This is a genomic window from Sphingomonas benefaciens (assembly GCF_052907485.1).
Genome location: NZ_JBREIC010000002.1, coordinates 263,405 through 280,359 on the forward strand (window position 1 = coordinate 263,405; position 16,955 = coordinate 280,359).

The window sequence follows — 16,955 nt, forward strand, 5'->3', positions numbered from 1 at the left end:
CCTTACGCGGCAGCCGTGAGACCGGTCGGCACCGCCGGCCGGTTGGGGAACGGTACGAACCGGACGAGCTGCGACCACGAGGTGGTGGATGGTCAGCCTGCCGCTTCCCATCGCTGTCGCAGTGCGCCCGCGCTTGACAAAGGATCATCAATTCCGACAACGGTGTCAACACCGGCGCGACCGGAATCGAAAGGGAGGGGTTATGCGTCGGTCTCGGATGATGGCGATTCTTGCGGTTGCGACGGTCGGCACGGCGACGGTCGGAGTCGCGCAAGTGGCTCCCCCGACCCCGTCGACGCCGGCGAATACTGCCCATCCCGATCGTTGGCCGGCGCTTCGCTCGCCCGTCCGCCCCAATCCGGCGATGGAGCGCAAGATCGACCAGCTGATCGCCCGCATGTCGGTGGAGCAGAAGGTCGGCCAGGTCGTGCAGGGCGACATCGCCTCGATCACCCCCGACGACGTGCGCCGCTACCATCTCGGTTCGGTGTTCAATGGCGGCAATTCGGATCCGGGCGGTCGCTACAACGCCCCGGCGAAGGACTGGCTGGCGCTGGCCGATGCCTTCTGGGACGCATCGACCAGCGACGATCCCAAGCTGCCGCGCATTCCGGCGATCTGGGGAATCGACGCGGTGCACGGCCACAGCAATATCGTCGGCGCGACGCTGTTCCCGCACAATGTCGGTCTCGCCGCGATGCGCGATCCCGAGCTGATGCGGCGGATCGGCGCGGCGACGGCGGTGGAGATGCGCGTCACCGGCATCGACTGGACCTTTGCGCCGACGATCGCGGTGGTGCGCGACGACCGCTGGGGCCGCACCTATGAAGGATTCGGCGAGACGCCCGCGATCGCCGCGAGCTACGCCGGTCCGCTGATCGAGGGGCTGCAGGGCCGGATCGGCGACCGTGACTGGCTGAAAGGGCCGCATGTCATCGCCACCGCCAAGCACTTCCTGGGCGACGGCGGCACCAGGAACGGCCGCGACCAGGGCGATGCGCAGATCGGCGAGGACCAGCTGCGCGACCTCTTCGCGCCGCCCTATGGAGCCGCGATCAACGCCGGCGTGCAGTCGATCATGGTCAGCTTCTCGAGTTGGAACGGCCGCAAGATGACGGGCAACGACAGCCTGCTGACCGGGGTCGTCAAGCGGCGTTGGGGCTTCGATGGATTCCTGGTCGGCGACTGGAACGCCCATGGCCAAGTCGAGGGCTGCTCGACCACCGACTGCCCGCAGGCGATCAACGCCGGTCTCGACATCTATATGGCGCCAGACAGTTGGAAGGGGATCTGGCAGTCGACGCTGCGCGAGGTGCAGTCGGGCGCGATCCCAATGGCCCGGCTCGACGATGCGGTGCGGCGGGTGCTGCGGGTGAAGTTCCGGGCCGGCATCTTCGAGGCCGGGCGGCCGTCGTCGCGTCCCTTTGCCGGCCGCTACGACATGCTCGGATCGCCGGAGCATCGCGCTATTGCACGCCAGGCGGTCGCCGAATCGCTGGTGCTGCTCAAGAATGCGGGCGGCCTGCTGCCGCTGAAGCCGGGCGCGCGCATCCTGGTCGCCGGCGACGGCGCGGACGACGTCGCCAAACAATCCGGCGGTTGGACCCTGTCGTGGCAGGGCACGGGGACGAAGCCTGCCGATTTCCCCGGCGCGACGACGATCTGGCAGGGGATCGACGCGGCGGTGCGCGCCGCCGGCGGCACCGCGACCCTCGCGGCCGACGGCGCCTTCTCCGCCCGACCCGACGCCGCGATCGTGGTGTTCGGCGAGAATCCCTATGCCGAGTTCCAGGGCGACCGTAGCGACGTCGCTTTCGACGATCCCGCCACGACGGACAATCTGGCGACGATGAAGCGGCTGCGCGCGGCCGGCGTGCCGGTGGTCGCGGTCTTCCTGTCGGGGCGGCCCCTGTGGGTGAACCCCTATCTCAACGCCGCCGACGCCTTTGTCGCCGCCTGGTTGCCGGGGTCGGAAGGCGCGGGGGTCGCCGACGCGCTGTTCGGCGCGCGGCCCTTCCGTGGCACCCTGCCCTATAGCTGGCCGAAGCGCTCCGACCAGAGCCCGCTCAACGTCGGCGACGCCGGCTACGACCCGCTCTTCGCCTACGGCTTCGGCCTGAAGACCGGGCAGCCGGGCGAGCTGCCGCGGCTCGACGAGCGGCGGGCTGATGGGGGAGGCGATCGCAACACGCTGTTCGCGCGCGGCAAGGCCACCGGCGGGCGGCGGCTGCTGATCGGCGCGCCCGGCCAGCTCGCCGCCAATCCCGGTCCCGAACGGATCAGCCAGCGTCCCGCCGACCGGCGCGCGCAGGAGGATTCGGTCCGCCTTGCCTGGACTGGTGCGGGCGAGGCGACGGCGGCACTGGTCGGTCCGCCGATCGACCTGACCCGCGAGGCGAATGGCGATGTCGCGCTGATCATCGAGCTTCGCGTCGATGCCGGGCCGGCGGCGCCGGTGACGCTGGACGGCGTCGCGGTCACACCGCGCCTCGCCGCTTTGGCGAACGCCAAGACGTGGGGTGAAATCGCCGTGCCACTGCGCTGCCTCGGAAAGACGGATCTCGGCAAGGTGACGGCGCCGTTCGCGCTGACCACCGCGGGGACGCTGGACGTGACGATTTCCGCCATGCGCTTCGGTTCGCCGGGTGAGGGGCTGGTCGACTGCCGCTGACCGACCCGCCGTTGCGCAGGCAGGGCAAGCGGTTAAGGTCGGGTGGTGACGCAGACCCTGCCTAACGCCGATTCCTTACGCGCGCGCCGTCTGTTCCGGCGGTCGACCCGGCGCCGGTCGCTGCGCGCGGAGCCTGTTGCGCCGCCCCGTTATCCGGTCGCCGCAGCCCGGCCGCCTGCCGTGCCGACTCGACGACGAGGAACGGCATGACGATCATCACGATCAAGGACGTCGCGACGCGGGCCGGCGTCTCGCCCAAGACGGTGTCGCGGGTGATCAACGACGAGGCGCATGTCCGTGCCGAGGTGCGCGAGGCGGTGCTGCGCGTCGTCGCCGAGCTCGGCTACCGCCCCAATGCCTTCGCGCGCGGGCTGTCGAGCGCCCGGTCGTTTCTGGTCGGGCTGTTCTTCGACGATCCCGCGTCCAGCTATGCCGGCGATGTGCAACGCGGTGCGCTGGAACGATGTCGCGAGGTCGCGCACCACCTGCTGATCGAACAGGTCGACCGCGCGCAGCCGGATTGGATGGCACGACTCGACTCGGCGCTGCGCGCGGTGCGGCTGGCGGGCGCGATCCTGACCCCGCCGATCGGCGACTGGCCCGAATTGCTCGATCTGTTCGCCGCGCATGACGTGCGCGTCGTGCGGATCGCGCCCGGCGAGGCGCTGGATCGCACGCCACAGGTGCGAATGGACGACCGCGCTGCTGCACGCGAACTGACCGAGCGGTTGATCGCGCTCGGCCATCGCGACATCGCCTTTATCAAGGGCAATCCGATGCACGAGGCGAGCGCGCGACGCTGGCACGGGTTCAGCGATGCGATGGCGGCAGCGGGGATCGCGGTGCCGACGGCGCGCGTGCTGCAGGGCGACTTCACCTTCCGGTCCGGCCTCGCCGCGGCGGAGGCGATCCTGGCGGCGGCGCATCGGCCGAGCGCGGTGTTCGCCAGCAACGACGAAATGGCCTTCGCGGTGCTGGTCGTGGCGATGCGACACGGGCTGACGGTGCCGGGCGACCTGTCGCTGGTCGGCTTCGACGATGCCGCGATCGCGCGTATGGCCTGGCCGCCGCTGATGACGATCCGCCAGCCCAACGCGGAAATGGCGGCGGCGGCGGTCGACCTGCTGATCGGTCCGGGTGCGGCCCGCGATGGCGAGGCGCCGTGCATCGAATTGCCCTATGCCCTGATCGAACGGCCTAGCGTTGCGCGCGTCGGCGGCTGAACCGATCCGGAAAGTCGCAAAGGTCGCACTCATCGCACCTGTTCATCCCGCGGGGCGCGACGCGGCGATCGAGCGGCGCCCCGTAGCAAGGCTAAGCGTGACAGCCGTTGTAGGACAGCGGAAACCGCCTCGGCCGGGTCAGCCCGTGGCGGGCAGGTCGAGGACGAAGCTCGCCCCCCCTTCCGCGGCGGCGAGGGCGATCGTCGCGCCATGGGCGTCGAGCAGCGAGCGGGCGATCGTCAGGCCGAGGCCGGTGCCGCCCTCCGCGCGACGGGTGGTGAAGAACGGCTCGAACAGCCGCGCCGCATCCGCCTCGGCGATGCCGGGTCCGTCGTCGGCGACGCGGAGCAGCACACGGCCGTTCGCAGCCTCGCCACCGATCGTCACCCGGCCGGCACCGGCACGGCGGCTGTTGTCGAGCAAGGTCGCGATCACCGTCTCGAGCGCGGCGGCCGGCAGGGCGACCGGTGGCAGTGCGCGGGCAAGACCGACCTCCACCACGATCCGCTGCTGCGCATCGGCGATACGGCCGAGGATGGGCCCGATCGCCGCCGCCGCGCTGGGCGTCGCGGCGGTCATGTCGGCACGGGCGAGATCGAGCAGGCGGGTGACGAGCTGCGCCAGCCGCCCGGCATCGCCATCGATATGGGCGAGGAAACGGGCGCGCTCCGCCGCGGTCATCGTCGGCCCATGGTCCTGCAGCAGCTCGATCGCGCCGCGGATGCCGGCGAGCGGCGTCTTGAATTCGTGGCTGACCGCATAGGCGACGTCGCGCAGGTAGCGCGAGCGACGCTCGATCGCGGCGGCCATGGTGGCGAAATCGGCGTAGAGGCCCTGGATCTCGATCGCCGCGGTTGGCGGCACCTCCGGCACGCTGCCATGGCCGCCGGCGACCGCGCGGGTGGCGGCGCCGAGCCGCTCGATTGGCCGCGTGATGCCGCGCGAGATGACGCCGCTGAGCAGCACGAGCAGACCGAAGATGACGAGGATGCCGAACGCGATCTTGCCGCGATCCTCGTACAGCCCCTTGAACAAGGCACGCGCCGAGCGCGACAGCAGCAGCACGCCGACGACGCGGCCGTCGACGACGATCGGCCGGGCATGGTGGATGCGGATCGCCGCGGCGCGCGACAGCCATTCGAAGCGATAGACCGCCTGATAGCCACCGTTGCGGCGCAGCACGGTGCGTGGGATTCCGGCCCGCGCCGCGGCGACCTCCGGCAGGGCGGCATAACTGCCCGCCGGGGCACGGCCGGCGACGAGGCGGCCGTTGCGGTCGAGCAGCAGGATCGACGCCAGCGTGGTCGCGCCGGTCTGTGCGAGGACGGGCGTGAGACGGCCGGCGGCGGCCTGTGCATCGGCGGCCGGCGGCGGGGCCGGCGCGGGGGAGGGCCGTTCGGGGAGGATCGTTGCGGTGGACAGGTCGACTTCGGCGGGGTCGGGCGGATCGGCGACCATTGTCCCGCATGCGGTCCTACGCAGGCAGGAACCAAGAGCCTCGGGCGGCACCTTCTGTGACTCTGGGCTGCTGCGTCCGCAGGAGCACGGCGACGCGGCGGGTGCGGCCGGCCAGTCCACCGCCGCGGCCGCCGCCAGCGCGGCGCCCTGCGCGACCAGCTCCGCCTCGGTCTGGCGGACCAGCGTGTTCTCGTAGACGCGCAGGAAGATCGCGCCGAACCCGGGCAGCGCCGCGACCAGGAACAGGGTCGCGAACAGGATGGTGCGCAGGTGCAGGCGCGGCCAATGGCGCTTCACCCTGTCCTTGAGCGCGGCGATCATCCGGGCGCACCGGCGCACGGCCCAAGGCGATAGCCGATGCCGGGCCGCGTCTCGACCACGTCGCCGCCGCCGACGCCGGCGAACTTGGCGCGCAGGTTGCGGACGTGGCTGTCGATCGTGCGGTCGGTGATCGCAAAGCCGGGGCCGTGCAGCCGGTCGATGATCGCGTCGCGGCCGAACACCTTAGCCGGCATCGCGGCGAGCGTGCGCAGGATCGAGAATTCGCTGACGGTCAGCGGCACCTCAATCCCGTCCCAGCAGGCGCGCCAGCCGTCGAGATCGAGGCTGAGCCGGCCGTGGCGGATCGGTCCGGCGGCGCCCGCCACGGCGGGGGGACGCGCGGCGGTGCGGCGCAGGATCGCCATGACGCGCGCCACCACTTCGCGCGGGGAAAAGGGTTTGACGACATAATCGTCGGCGCCGAGCTCGATGCCGAGGATGCGGTCGATCTCGTCGTCGCGGCTCGACAGGAACAGGATCGGCACCTCGCCCCCGGTGCTGCGCAGGCGGCGGCACACCTCCAGTCCGTCGAGGCGCGGCATGTTGATGTCGAGCACGACGAGATCGGGCGCGGGCACCGACACCGCGGCGGCGAGCGCCGCCTCGCCATCCGCCGCCTCGACCGTGTCGAGCCCCGCCTTGGCGAGCGCGAAGACCAGCAGGTGACGGATGTGCGGATCGTCATCGACGACCAGGATGGTACGGGGCATGGGACAGGGGATCATCCGAACGCTCCTTTCCGTCAATTGCCGCAATCGCGGCCGAGCGGCGCCGGCGGCGCATCGCGACCGATCGCGGCGCGCGCGGCGGCGAGGCGGCGGGCGCCGCGCCAGGTCCAACGATGCCAGTCGGCCTGGCGGCAGGCCAGCGTCGCCACCGCCCGGTCGCGCAGGGCGGTCACCTGCGGCCGCAGCCGCGGACCGGCGCGCCGTTCGAGGACAAGAAGTGGCGCCAATGCCGAGGGGCCGAGATCGTGGAGATAGGCGAGGTCGACCTGGTCGGCGCGGGTGGCGTGGCGGACGGTCCAGCCGGCGGCGAGCTCGCCGTAGTCGACCAGGGTGGAGGCGGCGAGCACGAGCAGCGCGGCGAGCGCATTGGCATTGACCAGCCAGCCGAGCGAGCGTCGCGCCAGCCACTGCCAGGCGATCAGGCCGACGCCGCAGGCGACCAGCGCCATCCACACCAAGGCGGCGAGGCGCAGCGTGGTGAGCATATAGGCATCGACATAGTCGAGCAGGCGCAGGATGCTGGACGCGACGAGCAGCAGGGTCTGGGCGAGCCAGAGCAGCACCAGCCGCCGGATCGCGGGGCTGGCCGCGGCGGCGCTGCCCGGCCGCAGCGCGCCGGTGACGAAGGCGGCGGCGAGCAGCGCGACGAGGATCAGCGTATAGGCGCCCTGATGCGCATAGCCGGCCAGGGTGACGCCGGCCGGCAGCGGCGCCCCGCTCCACAGGAACAGCAGGTCGAGCGCATTCTGGATCGCGAAGACCAGGTTGAACACCGCCAGCGAGACGGTGAGCGTGGCCAGCGGCAATGCCAGGTCCAGAGGGCGCGCGCGGCCGCTGCCGACCCAGCGCAGGCTGCGCGGGCGCAGCGTCGCCCAGGCGAGCGTCGCGATCGCGGCTAGCGTCACCGCATGGCCGACCAGCCGGTCTATCGCGGGCGGCTGGATCGCCTCGAGTGCGGCACCGATCAGCGGATTGGCGAGCGCGAAGAGCAGCAGGAAGACGGCGCCGCCGGCCAGCGGCAGGACGATCAGCGACATCGGCAGCGGCGCGCGGCCGCTACGCCCCGCCTGCGCCCGCGCCGCATCGTGCAGCGGCGCCGGGACGGCGAAGACGAGCTGGCTGGCGAGCCGGGTCGCCCAGCGCGCGGCATCGTCGAAGCGATGACGCGGCAGCAGCGCCGCGCTGGCGAGCGCGGTCCAGAACAGGCACCAGGCGATCGGCCCCGGTGCGTCGACCAGCACCAGCGCCATCGTGCCGGCAAGCGCCAGCGCCATCAACGGCGCGCCGCGTCGCAGCGCCGGGACGCAGGCGGCGGCGAGCAGGCACCAGGCGAGCGCGAAGCCGCCGAGCGTCGCACCGAAGCCGCGATCGAAGAACACAAGGTCGAAGACGAGCGCCAGCGCGCCGGCGGCGGCGATCTTGGCGAGGAAGCCGCCGCGCGCGGCGATGGGACGGGATTGGGGCAAGGCACGAGGCTCCGTCAAAGGGGCGGGATCGTGCGGTGATGAAGGCGCAGCGTTCAGGGCGTGCCGGTGACGGCGTCACCGGTCGATGGGGATGATGTGCAGGGTCCGTGCAGGAGAGCGTACGGCCGGTTACGTTGCACGCCCGCCGAGGGTGTCCTTCGCCACGCCTCCGCGCCTCCGCGCGAACCGATCTCCGCCGCGCTGAACCAGCGGCAGGATGCTCAATCCCGCCCGGGCTGCACCCGCGTCATCGCCAGCGCGGCGAGCAGCAGCGCGCCGGCGGCGAAGACCAGGGTCCAGATCGGCGCGGTCGGGAAGAAGTGCTTGGTGATCGAGCCCATCACCGTCGCGACGAGCAATTGCGGCACGACGACGAAGACGTTGAACAGGCCCATGTAGATGCCGAGCTTGCGCTGCGGCAGGCTGGAGGCGAGGATCGCATAGGGCATGGCGAGGATCGACGCCCAGGCGATGCCGATGCCGATCTCGCTGGCCAGCAGCCATTTGGGGTCGGTCACCAGAAAGAAGCTGGCGAAGCCGGCGGCCCCGCACAGGAGGCCGACGATATGGGTGCGCGCCTGGCCGATCCGCCGCGACAGCAGCGGCAGCAGGGTCAGCGCGGCGACCGCGGCGATGCCGTTATAGGCGGCGAACAGCACGTCGACCCAATTGGCGCCTTCCTGATAGAGCGGGCTCGCCGCATCGGGCGCGCCGAAGAAGCGGCCGGCGACGATCGGCGTGGTGTTGATCCACATGATGAACAGCGCCGACCAGCTGAAGAACTGCGCCACCGCCAGCCGCTTCATCAGCACCGGCATGCCGGCGAAATCGCCGACGATATGGCCGAGCAGGCCGGGGCTGCGCCCCGCCTTCGCGCGCGCCACCGCGATCATGCCGGCAAGGCCGTAGGCGACGAACAGGCCGCCGAGGACATAGACCTCCTTCTCGAGCCGCTGCGTCGCGACGATCGCGACGATCAGGACGCCGGCGGCGATCCAGCGCAGGCTGGCGAGCGGATTGCGCGCGGCGAGGATGCGGACGACATGATCCGCCTCGTCGGGATCGGCGGCGCCATGGAAGCGCGCCATCTCGTCCGGCGCATATTCGCGGGTGGTCAGCACCGTCCACAGCACCGCCAGGACCAGCGCCGCGCCGCCGAACCAGAAGGCGAAGCGCACCGTGTCGGGGATGCCGCCCGCCGCCGCCTGGTTGGAGACGCCGAGATGTTCGAGCAACCAGGGGAAGATCGAGCCGAACACCGCGCCGGCGCCGATGAAGGCGGTCTGCACCGCATAGCCGGCGGCGTGCTGGTCGCGGTCGAGCATGTCGCCGACGAAGGCGCGGAACGGCTCCATCGAGATGTTGAGCGAGGCGTCGAGCACCCACAGCATCAGCGCCGCGACGAGCAGCGACGGGCTTTCCGGCATGACGAACAGCGCGAGGCCGGCGAGCAGCGCGCCGGCGAGGAAATAGGGCCGCCGCCGGCCGAGCCGGCCGAGCCAAGTCCGATCGCTCATATGGCCGATGATCGGCTGGACGAGCAGGCCGGTCAGCGGCGCGGCGATCCACAGCGCCGGCAGATCGTCGAGGCTGGTGCCGAGCGACTGGAAGATGCGGCTCATGTTGGCGTTCTGCAGCGCGAAGCCGATCTGGATGCCGAAGAAGCCGAACGAGATGTTGAACAGCCCCGCCCAGCTCTGGCGCGGACGGCGGGCGAACGTATCGGTCATGCAAGGTCCTTCAGCGCCGCCGCATGCGGCGGGAAATTGAGCAGGCAGCCGTCGAGCAGCGCGTCGATCGCGGCGAGGTCGGCGACCGGCGCCGCGGCGCGCAGGCGGCCGGCGGGCGGGAAGGTGCCGTAACCGGCGAACAGCACCTCCCACGACATCGGCGCATAATAGCCGGCGAGATCGCGGCTCTCGACCAGGGCGGCGACATCGCGACCGGTGAACCAGGCGGTCATGATCGCCTTGAGATCGTCGGACAATCGGTCATGCCCGGCATTGTCGCGCCAATAGGGCGTGTCAATGCGGCGGTTGAGCCGATAATGCGCGACGATATAGTCGCGGATCCCCTCGTAGCGGCGGGCGATGCGCGCGTTGAAGCCATCGCGGTCGCGCGGCGAGCGGCCGCCCGCCTCATAGGCGCGGAGGAAGCCCTCCACCGTCGCCTGGACGAGGTGCAGCGCGGTCGCCTCGAGCGGCTCGATGAACCCCTGCGCGAGGCCGATGGCGAGGCAATTGCCCGCCCAGCTGCGTTCGACGCGGCCGACCTTCATCATCAGATGGCGCGCCGGCGTCGGATCGTCGAGCCGGCCGAGGTGACGGCGCAGTTCCGTCTCCGCCTCGTCCGGCGACAGGTAGGAGGAGGCATAGACATAGCCGTTGCCGGTGCGCGCGGTCAGCGGGATCGCCCAGGCCCAGCCGGCCGACAGCGCGGTGGCGCTGGTATGGGCGTCGAGCGTTGCGCCGCGTGGGGTCGGCATGACCACGGCACGGTCGTTGAACAGATTCTCGGCGAAGGGGCGGAAGGGCACGCCCAAGGCCTGCTGCAGCAACAGGCTGCGAAAGCCGCTGGCGTCGACGAACAGATCGGCGGCGAGCGGATCTTGGTCGCGCAGGGTCAGGCTGGCGATGTCGCCCGTGTCGGCGACGACCACCGCTTCCACATGCGCGCGGACATGGCGGACGCCACGGCGGATCGCCTCGGCGCGCAGCACCTCGCCGACCTTGTGCGCGTCGAAATGGTAGCCGTAGCCGACCGGGAACGGGAAGTTCGGCGGTGCGACGGGCGCACGGCCCGCGGCGGCGAGGCGGCTGTTGAGGAAGAAGCGATCCGGATGCGCAGGCACGTCGGCACCGGTGCGGCGGGCGTGCGCGCTGGCGTGGAAGGCGGGCTGGGTGTGGAGGTCGACCGCGCCGGCGAAGGGGTGGAAGTAGGCACTGCCCGGCTCGCCCCAGCCGTGGAAGGCGATGCCGACCTTGTAGGTCGCATCGGCGGCCGGCATCCAGTCGGCCTCTGCGATGCCGAGCCCGTCGAACAATGCTTTGAGTTGCGGCGTCGAGCCCTCGCCGACGCCGACTATGCCGACGTCGGGGGATTCGACCAGGGTGATCGCGGCGTCGGGCCAGGCCGTGGCCATCAGGCAGGCCGCCATCCACCCGGCGGTGCCGCCGCCGACGATCGCGATGGTGGGCGCGGAAGTGGCGGCCGCGTCGGTCACCCCTGCCCTCCCAAGTCATGCCCATGCAGGCGAAAATCCAGAGAGGCTGCGGTTGCGCTTCCAGCCGTGACCTCCGCGTGTCTGGATCCCCGCCTGCGCCGGGACGACGGTGCCGGTAGGTCCCCTGCCTTCGTCACCCCGGGCTCGTTCCGGGGTCCACCGTGCCGCAGACGCCACGCGCGTTGCGAGCGTGGCGGGGTGGATGCCGGAACGAGTCCGGCATGACGAAAGAACATGCGGCAGCCGAGCGCGATTCTCCGCCGCGCTCGAGGAAGAGGCACGGGATGCCTCCCGCTCACCTCTTCCCCTTGCCGGCCGCGACGAAGCGGATCGCCTGGCCGCCGCCGGGGGCGAGGGTGAGGGTCAGCGTGTCGCCCTTCTTCACCGGCCGCTTCTCGATGGCGATCGCGTGGCGCGCCTCGGTGCGATAGTCCGCACCGTCGCCGTCGCGATAGATTTCTGCGGTGTAGCTCCTGCCGCCGTCGAGGAAGTCGAGCGGCACGGTCAGCGTCCGGCCGGCCTCGTTGGTGATGCTGCCGAGATACCAGTCGTTGCTCGCCGCATCCTTGCGCGCCACCGTGACATAGTCGCCGACCTCGCCGTTCAGCACGCGCGTGTCCGACCAGTCGACCGGCACGTCGCGGATGAACTGGAAGGCATCCATGTGCTGCGCGTAATTCTCCGGCGTGTCGGCCGCCATCTGCACCGGCGAATAGATGACGACGTAGAGCGCCAGCTGCTTCGCCTCGGTCGACATCAGCGTGCTGCCGCCTTGGCCGGTCAGGCTGAGCATGCCGGGGGTGAAGTCCATCGGCCCGCCGAGCCATTGCGTGAAGAACATATTGGCTTCGTGGTTGGGCGGGTTCTTGCCCGGCCAGGCGTTATATTCCATGCCGCGGCCGCCCTCGCGGCTCAGCCAATTGGGATAGGTGCGGCGCAGGCCGGTGTCCTTGACCGGCTCGTGGCTGTCGATGCCGACCTTGTACTTGGCGGCGGTCTGCACGACGCGCAGATAGTGGTTCACCATCCACTGGCCCTCGTGCCATTCGCGCTTCTTGGTGCCGTCCGCATCGACGCGCTCAATCTGGCCGGCGTCGGTGACGTAGCCGGTCTTCACCACCGGGATGTCGTGGTCGCGCGCGAAGGCAAAGGCGCGGTCGAGCTGCGCGTCATAATGGCTCACCGAACCGCCGGTCTCGTTGTGGCCGACCAGGTGGACGCCCTTCGCCTTGGCGTAGCGGGTCAGCTCCGCCGCATCGAAATCCGGCGTCGGCGTGTCGAACTGCATGTCGTTGCCGTTGCCCAGCCAATCGCCGTCCCAGCCGACGTTCCAGCCCTCGACCAGCACGCCAGGAATCTTGTTGGCGGCGGCGAAGTCGATGTACGTCTTGACGTTGGCGGTGGTCGCGCCGTGCTTGGGTCCGGTCGCCCAGGTCCAGTCGCCCTTGATCATCTTCCACCACACGCCGACGAACTTGGCCGGCTTGATCCAGCTGACGTCGCCGAGCTTGTTGGGCTCGTTGAGGTTGAGTTCGATGTGGCTCATGTACAGGCCGGGCGCGTCGTCCGACAGGATCATCGTCCGCCATGGCGAGGCGAAGGGCGCGGTGCGAGTCACCTTGGGCGCACCGGCGCCGGGGGTCAGCGACGCCTTCAGCGTATTCCCTTCCGACCGGGCGAGATTCATCGCCGCATAGTCGACCAGCGCCGCCTCGTGCAGCGCGGCATGGGTGCCGTCGGCGAGCTTGACCGTCATCACCGTCTGCGCGGTGCCGACCGCATCGAGCGGCGTCTTGTTGTAGAGATATTCCTCGCGGTTCCACTGATAGGCCGGCTTCCACCACGCCGTGCCGCGCTGCGCGAAGGCGAATTCGGTCAGTTCGTCGGCGATGTTGGCAATGTGCAAATTGGGCTGGTCGGGGAAGCTGTAGCGAAAGCCGATGCCGTCATCGAACAGGCGGAAGACGACGTCCATTTCACGCTTGAGGCCGGTCTTCTCGCGGAAACGCAAAGTCAGCTCGTTGTGGCGGTCGCGGATCGTCTTCCACTCGCCATAGGGCTGGTTCCAGCTGCTGTCGGACGACGCCTTGGACTGGCCGATCAGTTCGACGTTGCGCTCGATCTTCGGCGCGTCGGTGAACATGATGCCGAGACGGCTGGGATTGAGGATCGGCTTGCCGTTGCGGGTCACGGCATAGGTCGGGCGCCCGTCATTGTCGAAGGCGATGGCCAGCGCGATGCGACCGTTCGGCGAAGTGGCGGTGGCGACCGGCTTCAGTTGGCCATTCGGATTCTGCGCAACGACGCTGGTATCGGTCTGGGCATGACCCGCCGTGGTGGCCAGTGCCAGCGCCATCGCGGCGCCGAGTGTCCAGGGGTTCATCGTGCCTCTCCAATGCTTTGCGCGATCAATGCGCCATATCCGTCGAAATGCCAGCCCTGTGTCGCCGACTCGCGCAGCGGGCGCCAGCGATTGGGGTCGGCCGGCGCCCAGCGCTGCGGCTCGGGCGACAGGTTGAAGACGCAGAGCAAGGACTCGCCCTCGCCGCGCCGCTCCAGCGCGAGCATCGCCTCGCCCGCCTCGACGACGCGGATGTCACCGGTGAGCAGCGCGGGATGCGCCTTGCGGAAGGCGAGCACGTCCCGCGTCCAGTGCAGCAGCGCATGTGGGTCGCGCTCCTGCCGGTCGACCGCGAGGCTGGCGTGATCCGAACCGATCGGCAGCCACGGCGTCGCGGTGGAAAAGCCGAGGCCCGGGGCATCGGCGGCCCAGGGCATCGGCGTGCGCGCGCCGTCGCGCGACAGGGTGCGCGGCCAGTTGGCGATCGCTTCCGGGTCCTGCAGCTGCTCGAACGGCACGTCGACCTGGGTCAGGCCGAGCTCTTCGCCGTAATAGAGGAAGATGTTGCCGCGTAGCGAGGCGAGCAGCAGCATCTTCATGCGCGCGAAGGCATGCGCCTGCTCCGGCGCCGTCCAGCGCGAGATGGCGCGCGGCGCGTCGTGGTTCTCGAACGCCCAGCTCGGCCAGCCCTGGCCGTCGGCCTCCGGCCATTTCGCCACCGCCTCGGCGACGACCGTCGGGGTCAGCGCCTCGGCATAGAGGAAGTCGAAGCCATAGGCGCTGTTGAGCCGGCGTCCCTCCGCGGTGAACAGCTTCATCTCGCGATCGCTGTCGGCGCCGCCGACCTCGGCCACGGTGAAGCGCGCGTCATAGCTGTCGAACAGCGCCCGGATCCGTTCGAGAAAGCCGGGGATGGCGTCGTGGCTCTGGTTGTAGACGTGGAGCTGGAAGTCGAACGGACGGGTGCGGACCTTGCCGTCGTCGGGCGCCGGCGGATTGTCGCGCAGGTCGGGGTCGAACATCATGAAGTTGATCGCGTCGAGGCGGAAGCCGTCGACGCCGCGCTCCAGCCAGAAGCGCGCGATGTCGAGGAAGGCCTGCTGCACGTCCGGATGATGGCCGTTGACCTGCGGCTGCTCCTTCAGGAAATTGTGCATGTAATATTGGCCGCGGCGCGCGTCCCAGGTCCAGGCCGGCCCGCCGAACACCGATTGCCAGTTGTTGGGCGGCGAGCCTTCCGGCCTGGCGTCGCGCCACACGTACCAGTCCGCCTTGGGATTGTCGCGGCTGGCGCGGCTTTCGGCGAACCAGGGATGCTGGTCGCTGGTGTGCGCCCAGACCTGATCGACGATCACCTTCAACCCCAGCGCATGCGCGCGGGCGACGAGCGCGTCGAAATCGGCGAGCGTGCCGAACACCGGATCGACGTCGCAATAATCGGACACGTCATAGCCGAAATCGGCCATCGGCGAGCGGAAGAAAGGCGACAGCCAGACCGCCTCGACGCCCAGGCCGGCAACGTGATCAAGATGCGCGGTGATGCCGGCGAGATCGCCGATGCCGTCGCCATTGGCATCGGCGAAGCTGCGCGGATAGATCTGGTAGATGGTCGCGCCGCGCCACCAGGGTCTGGTATCGGTCATCGGTCGGCCTTCAGCGCGCAGATCGCATAAGAGAGGGGGGCAAGGGTGACGGACAGGCTGCCCGGCGCGGACACGCGCGCGGCGCAGCCGCTGCCGGCGAGGACGGTCGCAGCGGTGGCGGCGGTGCCGACCTCGACCTCGCGGGTCAGGGGCTTGGTCGCGGTGTTGAAGGCGAGCAGCACTTCCGCGCCCGTTGCCGGATCGATCCGCGACAGCGCGACAAGGCCGGGCTGGTCGCTGCGTGCACGGAGCGTTTCGGTGCCGCGGGTGAGCGCCGGTGTCGCGGTGCGCAGCTTCGCGAGCGCGGCGATCTCGCGATAGAGGGGATGGTCGCGGCCGAAATGCGGGGTCGCGGTGGTGGTGGTCGTGCCGAGCAGGTGATTGTCGTTGTAGCTGGCGGTCTTGCTGCCGAACTGATCCTCGCGCGCGTCTTGGTCGTTGCCGTCGCCGACGAAGCCCTGTTCGTCGCCGGCATAGATGGTCGGCACCCCGCGCAAGGTGAGCAGCATGGCGTGTGCCAGCCGGACGCGCTGCAGTAGTTCGTCGTCGCTGATCAGCGGCATGACGCTGCGGATCGCCATCGCCAGCCGGCCGGCATCGTGGTTGCTGACGAAGGTCGGCAGCTGCACCGCGGTGTCGTAGCCGTGCGCGTAGAGCGCGTCGCCCAGAGTCAGTTTGTCCCAGGCGCCCGGCTCCTGCTTGCCGGTGACGCTTTCCAGGATCGCCTGACGCGTCGCGAAGTCGAGCACGCCGGGCAGCTGGTCGACCACGGTGTGGCGGGCGAGCAGGCCGACGTCGAGCGTCTCGTACGCGACCTCCCCGAAGATGTGGAAATTGGGGATGCCCTTCGCCTTGGCGCGCGCCCGCATCGCCGGCACGAACGCCTGCCAGAAGGCCGGCTCGACATGGCGGGCGGTGTCGATGCGGAAGCCGTCGATGCCGAACCGGTCGATCCAGCCGCCGTAGATGTCGATCATCCCGGCGAGCACGCGCGGGTTCTCGGTCATCAGGTCGTCGAGGCCGCTGAAATCGCCCATCGTCGCGCTTTCGTCGGCGAAGGTCGTATTGCCGCGATTGTGGTAGTAGATCGGATCGTTGAGCCAGGCGGGCACCTTCACGGCCTTCTCCGCCTCGGGCACGAAGGGAGTGTAGGCGTAGCTTGGGTCGGTCAGGTGCGCGAAATTGGCCGGGCTGCGATCCTGGTCGCCCGCGAAGCCGGCGTTGATCGCCGGGCCGGTGACGCCGCCGCGGCGCTGATACGGGTAGTCGGCGCGGCTGCGGTACGGGCAGTCGGGGGTGGCGACGCATTCGCGATACTGGATGACGTCGGCCGTGTGATTGACGACGATGTCCATATAGACCTTCATGCCCCGCTTGTGCGCGGCGGCGACGAGGTCGGCGAAATCCTGGTTGGTGCCGAAATGCGGATCGACCTGGGTGAAATCGGTGATCCAATAGCCGTGATAGCCGGCGGATTGCTGGCCGGGGCCGCCCTGCACCGCCTTGTTCTTGAAGATCGGCGCGACCCAGATCGCGGTGGCGCCCAGCCCCTGGATATAGTCGAGCCGGCGCGTCACGCCCTTCAGGTCGCCACCGTGATACCAGCCCTTGGCGGTCGGGTCGTAGCCGGTGACGCTGCGGTCGCCCGTCAGGCCGCCGCGGTCGTTGGACGGATCGGCATTGTCGAACCGGTCGGGGAGCAGGAAATAGATCACCTCGTCCTGCGGCAGGCGGGCGCGAAAGTCGGTCGCGGCCTGTTGCGCGGCGGCGGATGCGGCGAGGCCGGTCATCGCCAGCAGCGCGGCGGCCAGCGCGGCGTAGGATTTCGCCGATCGGCGCATGTCATTCCCCTCCCGGTGGTCATCCCAGTCGGCGCGGTTC

At 70.1% G+C, this 16,955-nt stretch carries 10 protein-coding genes; 2 read left to right on the top strand and 8 right to left on the bottom strand.

Features of this window, described 5'->3' with window-relative positions; all coding sequences use genetic code 11:
* The first annotated feature begins 217 nt into the window (after positions 1-217).
* Both ACU5AX_RS09725 and ACU5AX_RS09730 read left to right on the top strand, forming a co-directional pair.
* The gene (locus ACU5AX_RS09725; protein ID WP_446690717.1) at positions 218-2,671 is read left to right on the top strand and encodes a glycoside hydrolase family 3 protein; all 2,454 of its coding nucleotides are present in this window, start codon (positions 218-220) and stop codon (positions 2,669-2,671) included.
* Between the two features lie 206 nt (positions 2,672-2,877).
* Complete coding sequence (locus ACU5AX_RS09730) at positions 2,878-3,894, top strand: LacI family DNA-binding transcriptional regulator (protein WP_198353689.1); 1,017 nt, start codon at positions 2,878-2,880, stop codon at positions 3,892-3,894.
* Positions 3,895-4,032: 138 nt separating this feature from the next.
* Here ACU5AX_RS09730 and ACU5AX_RS09735 read toward each other — a convergent pair whose 3' ends face one another.
* The 8 genes from ACU5AX_RS09735 to ACU5AX_RS09770 all read right to left on the bottom strand — a co-directional run bounded on the left by ACU5AX_RS09735 (position 4,033) and on the right by ACU5AX_RS09770 (position 16,915).
* Positions 4,033-5,691 (bottom strand): HAMP domain-containing sensor histidine kinase, encoded by a 1,659-nt coding sequence (locus ACU5AX_RS09735; protein WP_446690718.1) that lies wholly within the window; start codon positions 5,689-5,691, stop codon positions 4,033-4,035.
* Positions 5,670-6,383, bottom strand: a complete 714-nt coding sequence (locus ACU5AX_RS09740) for a response regulator (RefSeq protein WP_446690719.1) — start codon at positions 6,381-6,383, stop codon at positions 5,670-5,672. The genes ACU5AX_RS09735 and ACU5AX_RS09740 overlap by 22 nt, the downstream gene beginning before the upstream one ends.
* A gap of 32 nt (positions 6,384-6,415) precedes the next feature.
* A complete protein-coding gene (locus ACU5AX_RS09745) occupies positions 6,416-7,867 on the bottom strand; it encodes a DUF4153 domain-containing protein (protein WP_446690720.1) in 1,452 nt (483 codons plus the stop codon).
* Positions 7,868-8,088: 221 nt separating this feature from the next.
* Positions 8,089-9,597: an MFS transporter gene (locus ACU5AX_RS09750; protein ID WP_446690721.1), complete on the bottom strand. Its 1,509-nt coding sequence runs from the start codon at positions 9,595-9,597 to the stop codon at positions 8,089-8,091.
* Positions 9,594-11,090 (bottom strand): tryptophan halogenase family protein, encoded by a 1,497-nt coding sequence (locus tag ACU5AX_RS09755; RefSeq protein ID WP_446690722.1) that lies wholly within the window; start codon positions 11,088-11,090, stop codon positions 9,594-9,596. The genes ACU5AX_RS09750 and ACU5AX_RS09755 overlap by 4 nt, the downstream gene beginning before the upstream one ends.
* Positions 11,091-11,385: 295 nt before the next feature.
* Entirely contained in the window at positions 11,386-13,473 is a 2,088-nt protein-coding gene (locus ACU5AX_RS09760) for a glycoside hydrolase family 97 protein (RefSeq protein ID WP_446690723.1), read from the bottom strand.
* Positions 13,470-15,074 carry an alpha-glucosidase gene (locus ACU5AX_RS09765; RefSeq protein ID WP_446690724.1) on the bottom strand — a complete coding sequence of 535 codons (1,605 nt, stop codon included), beginning with the start codon at positions 15,072-15,074 and terminating at the stop codon, positions 13,470-13,472. Before ACU5AX_RS09765 ends, ACU5AX_RS09760 begins: the two co-directional genes overlap by 4 nt.
* Positions 15,071-16,915, bottom strand: a complete 1,845-nt coding sequence (locus tag ACU5AX_RS09770) for an alpha-amylase family glycosyl hydrolase (RefSeq protein WP_446690725.1) — start codon at positions 16,913-16,915, stop codon at positions 15,071-15,073. Before ACU5AX_RS09770 ends, ACU5AX_RS09765 begins: the two co-directional genes overlap by 4 nt.
* Between the last annotated feature and the right edge of the window lie 40 nt (positions 16,916-16,955).

Excerpts from the sequence above, each read along its gene's own strand:
- ACU5AX_RS09725 (WP_446690717.1), top strand. The coding sequence starts at position 218 with ATGATGGCGATTCTTGCGGTTGCGACGGTCGGCACGGCGACGGTCGGA.
- ACU5AX_RS09760 (WP_446690723.1), bottom strand. The coding sequence starts at position 13,473 with ATGAACCCCTGGACACTCGGCGCCGCGATGGCGCTGGCACTGGCCACC.
- ACU5AX_RS09750 (WP_446690721.1), bottom strand. The coding sequence starts at position 9,597 with ATGACCGATACGTTCGCCCGCCGTCCGCGCCAGAGCTGGGCGGGGCTG.
- ACU5AX_RS09740 (WP_446690719.1), bottom strand. The coding sequence starts at position 6,383 with ATGCCCCGTACCATCCTGGTCGTCGATGACGATCCGCACATCCGTCAC.
- ACU5AX_RS09730 (WP_198353689.1), top strand. The coding sequence starts at position 2,878 with ATGACGATCATCACGATCAAGGACGTCGCGACGCGGGCCGGCGTCTCG.
- ACU5AX_RS09770 (WP_446690725.1), bottom strand. The coding sequence starts at position 16,915 with ATGCGCCGATCGGCGAAATCCTACGCCGCGCTGGCCGCCGCGCTGCTG.
- ACU5AX_RS09765 (WP_446690724.1), bottom strand. The coding sequence starts at position 15,074 with ATGACCGATACCAGACCCTGGTGGCGCGGCGCGACCATCTACCAGATC.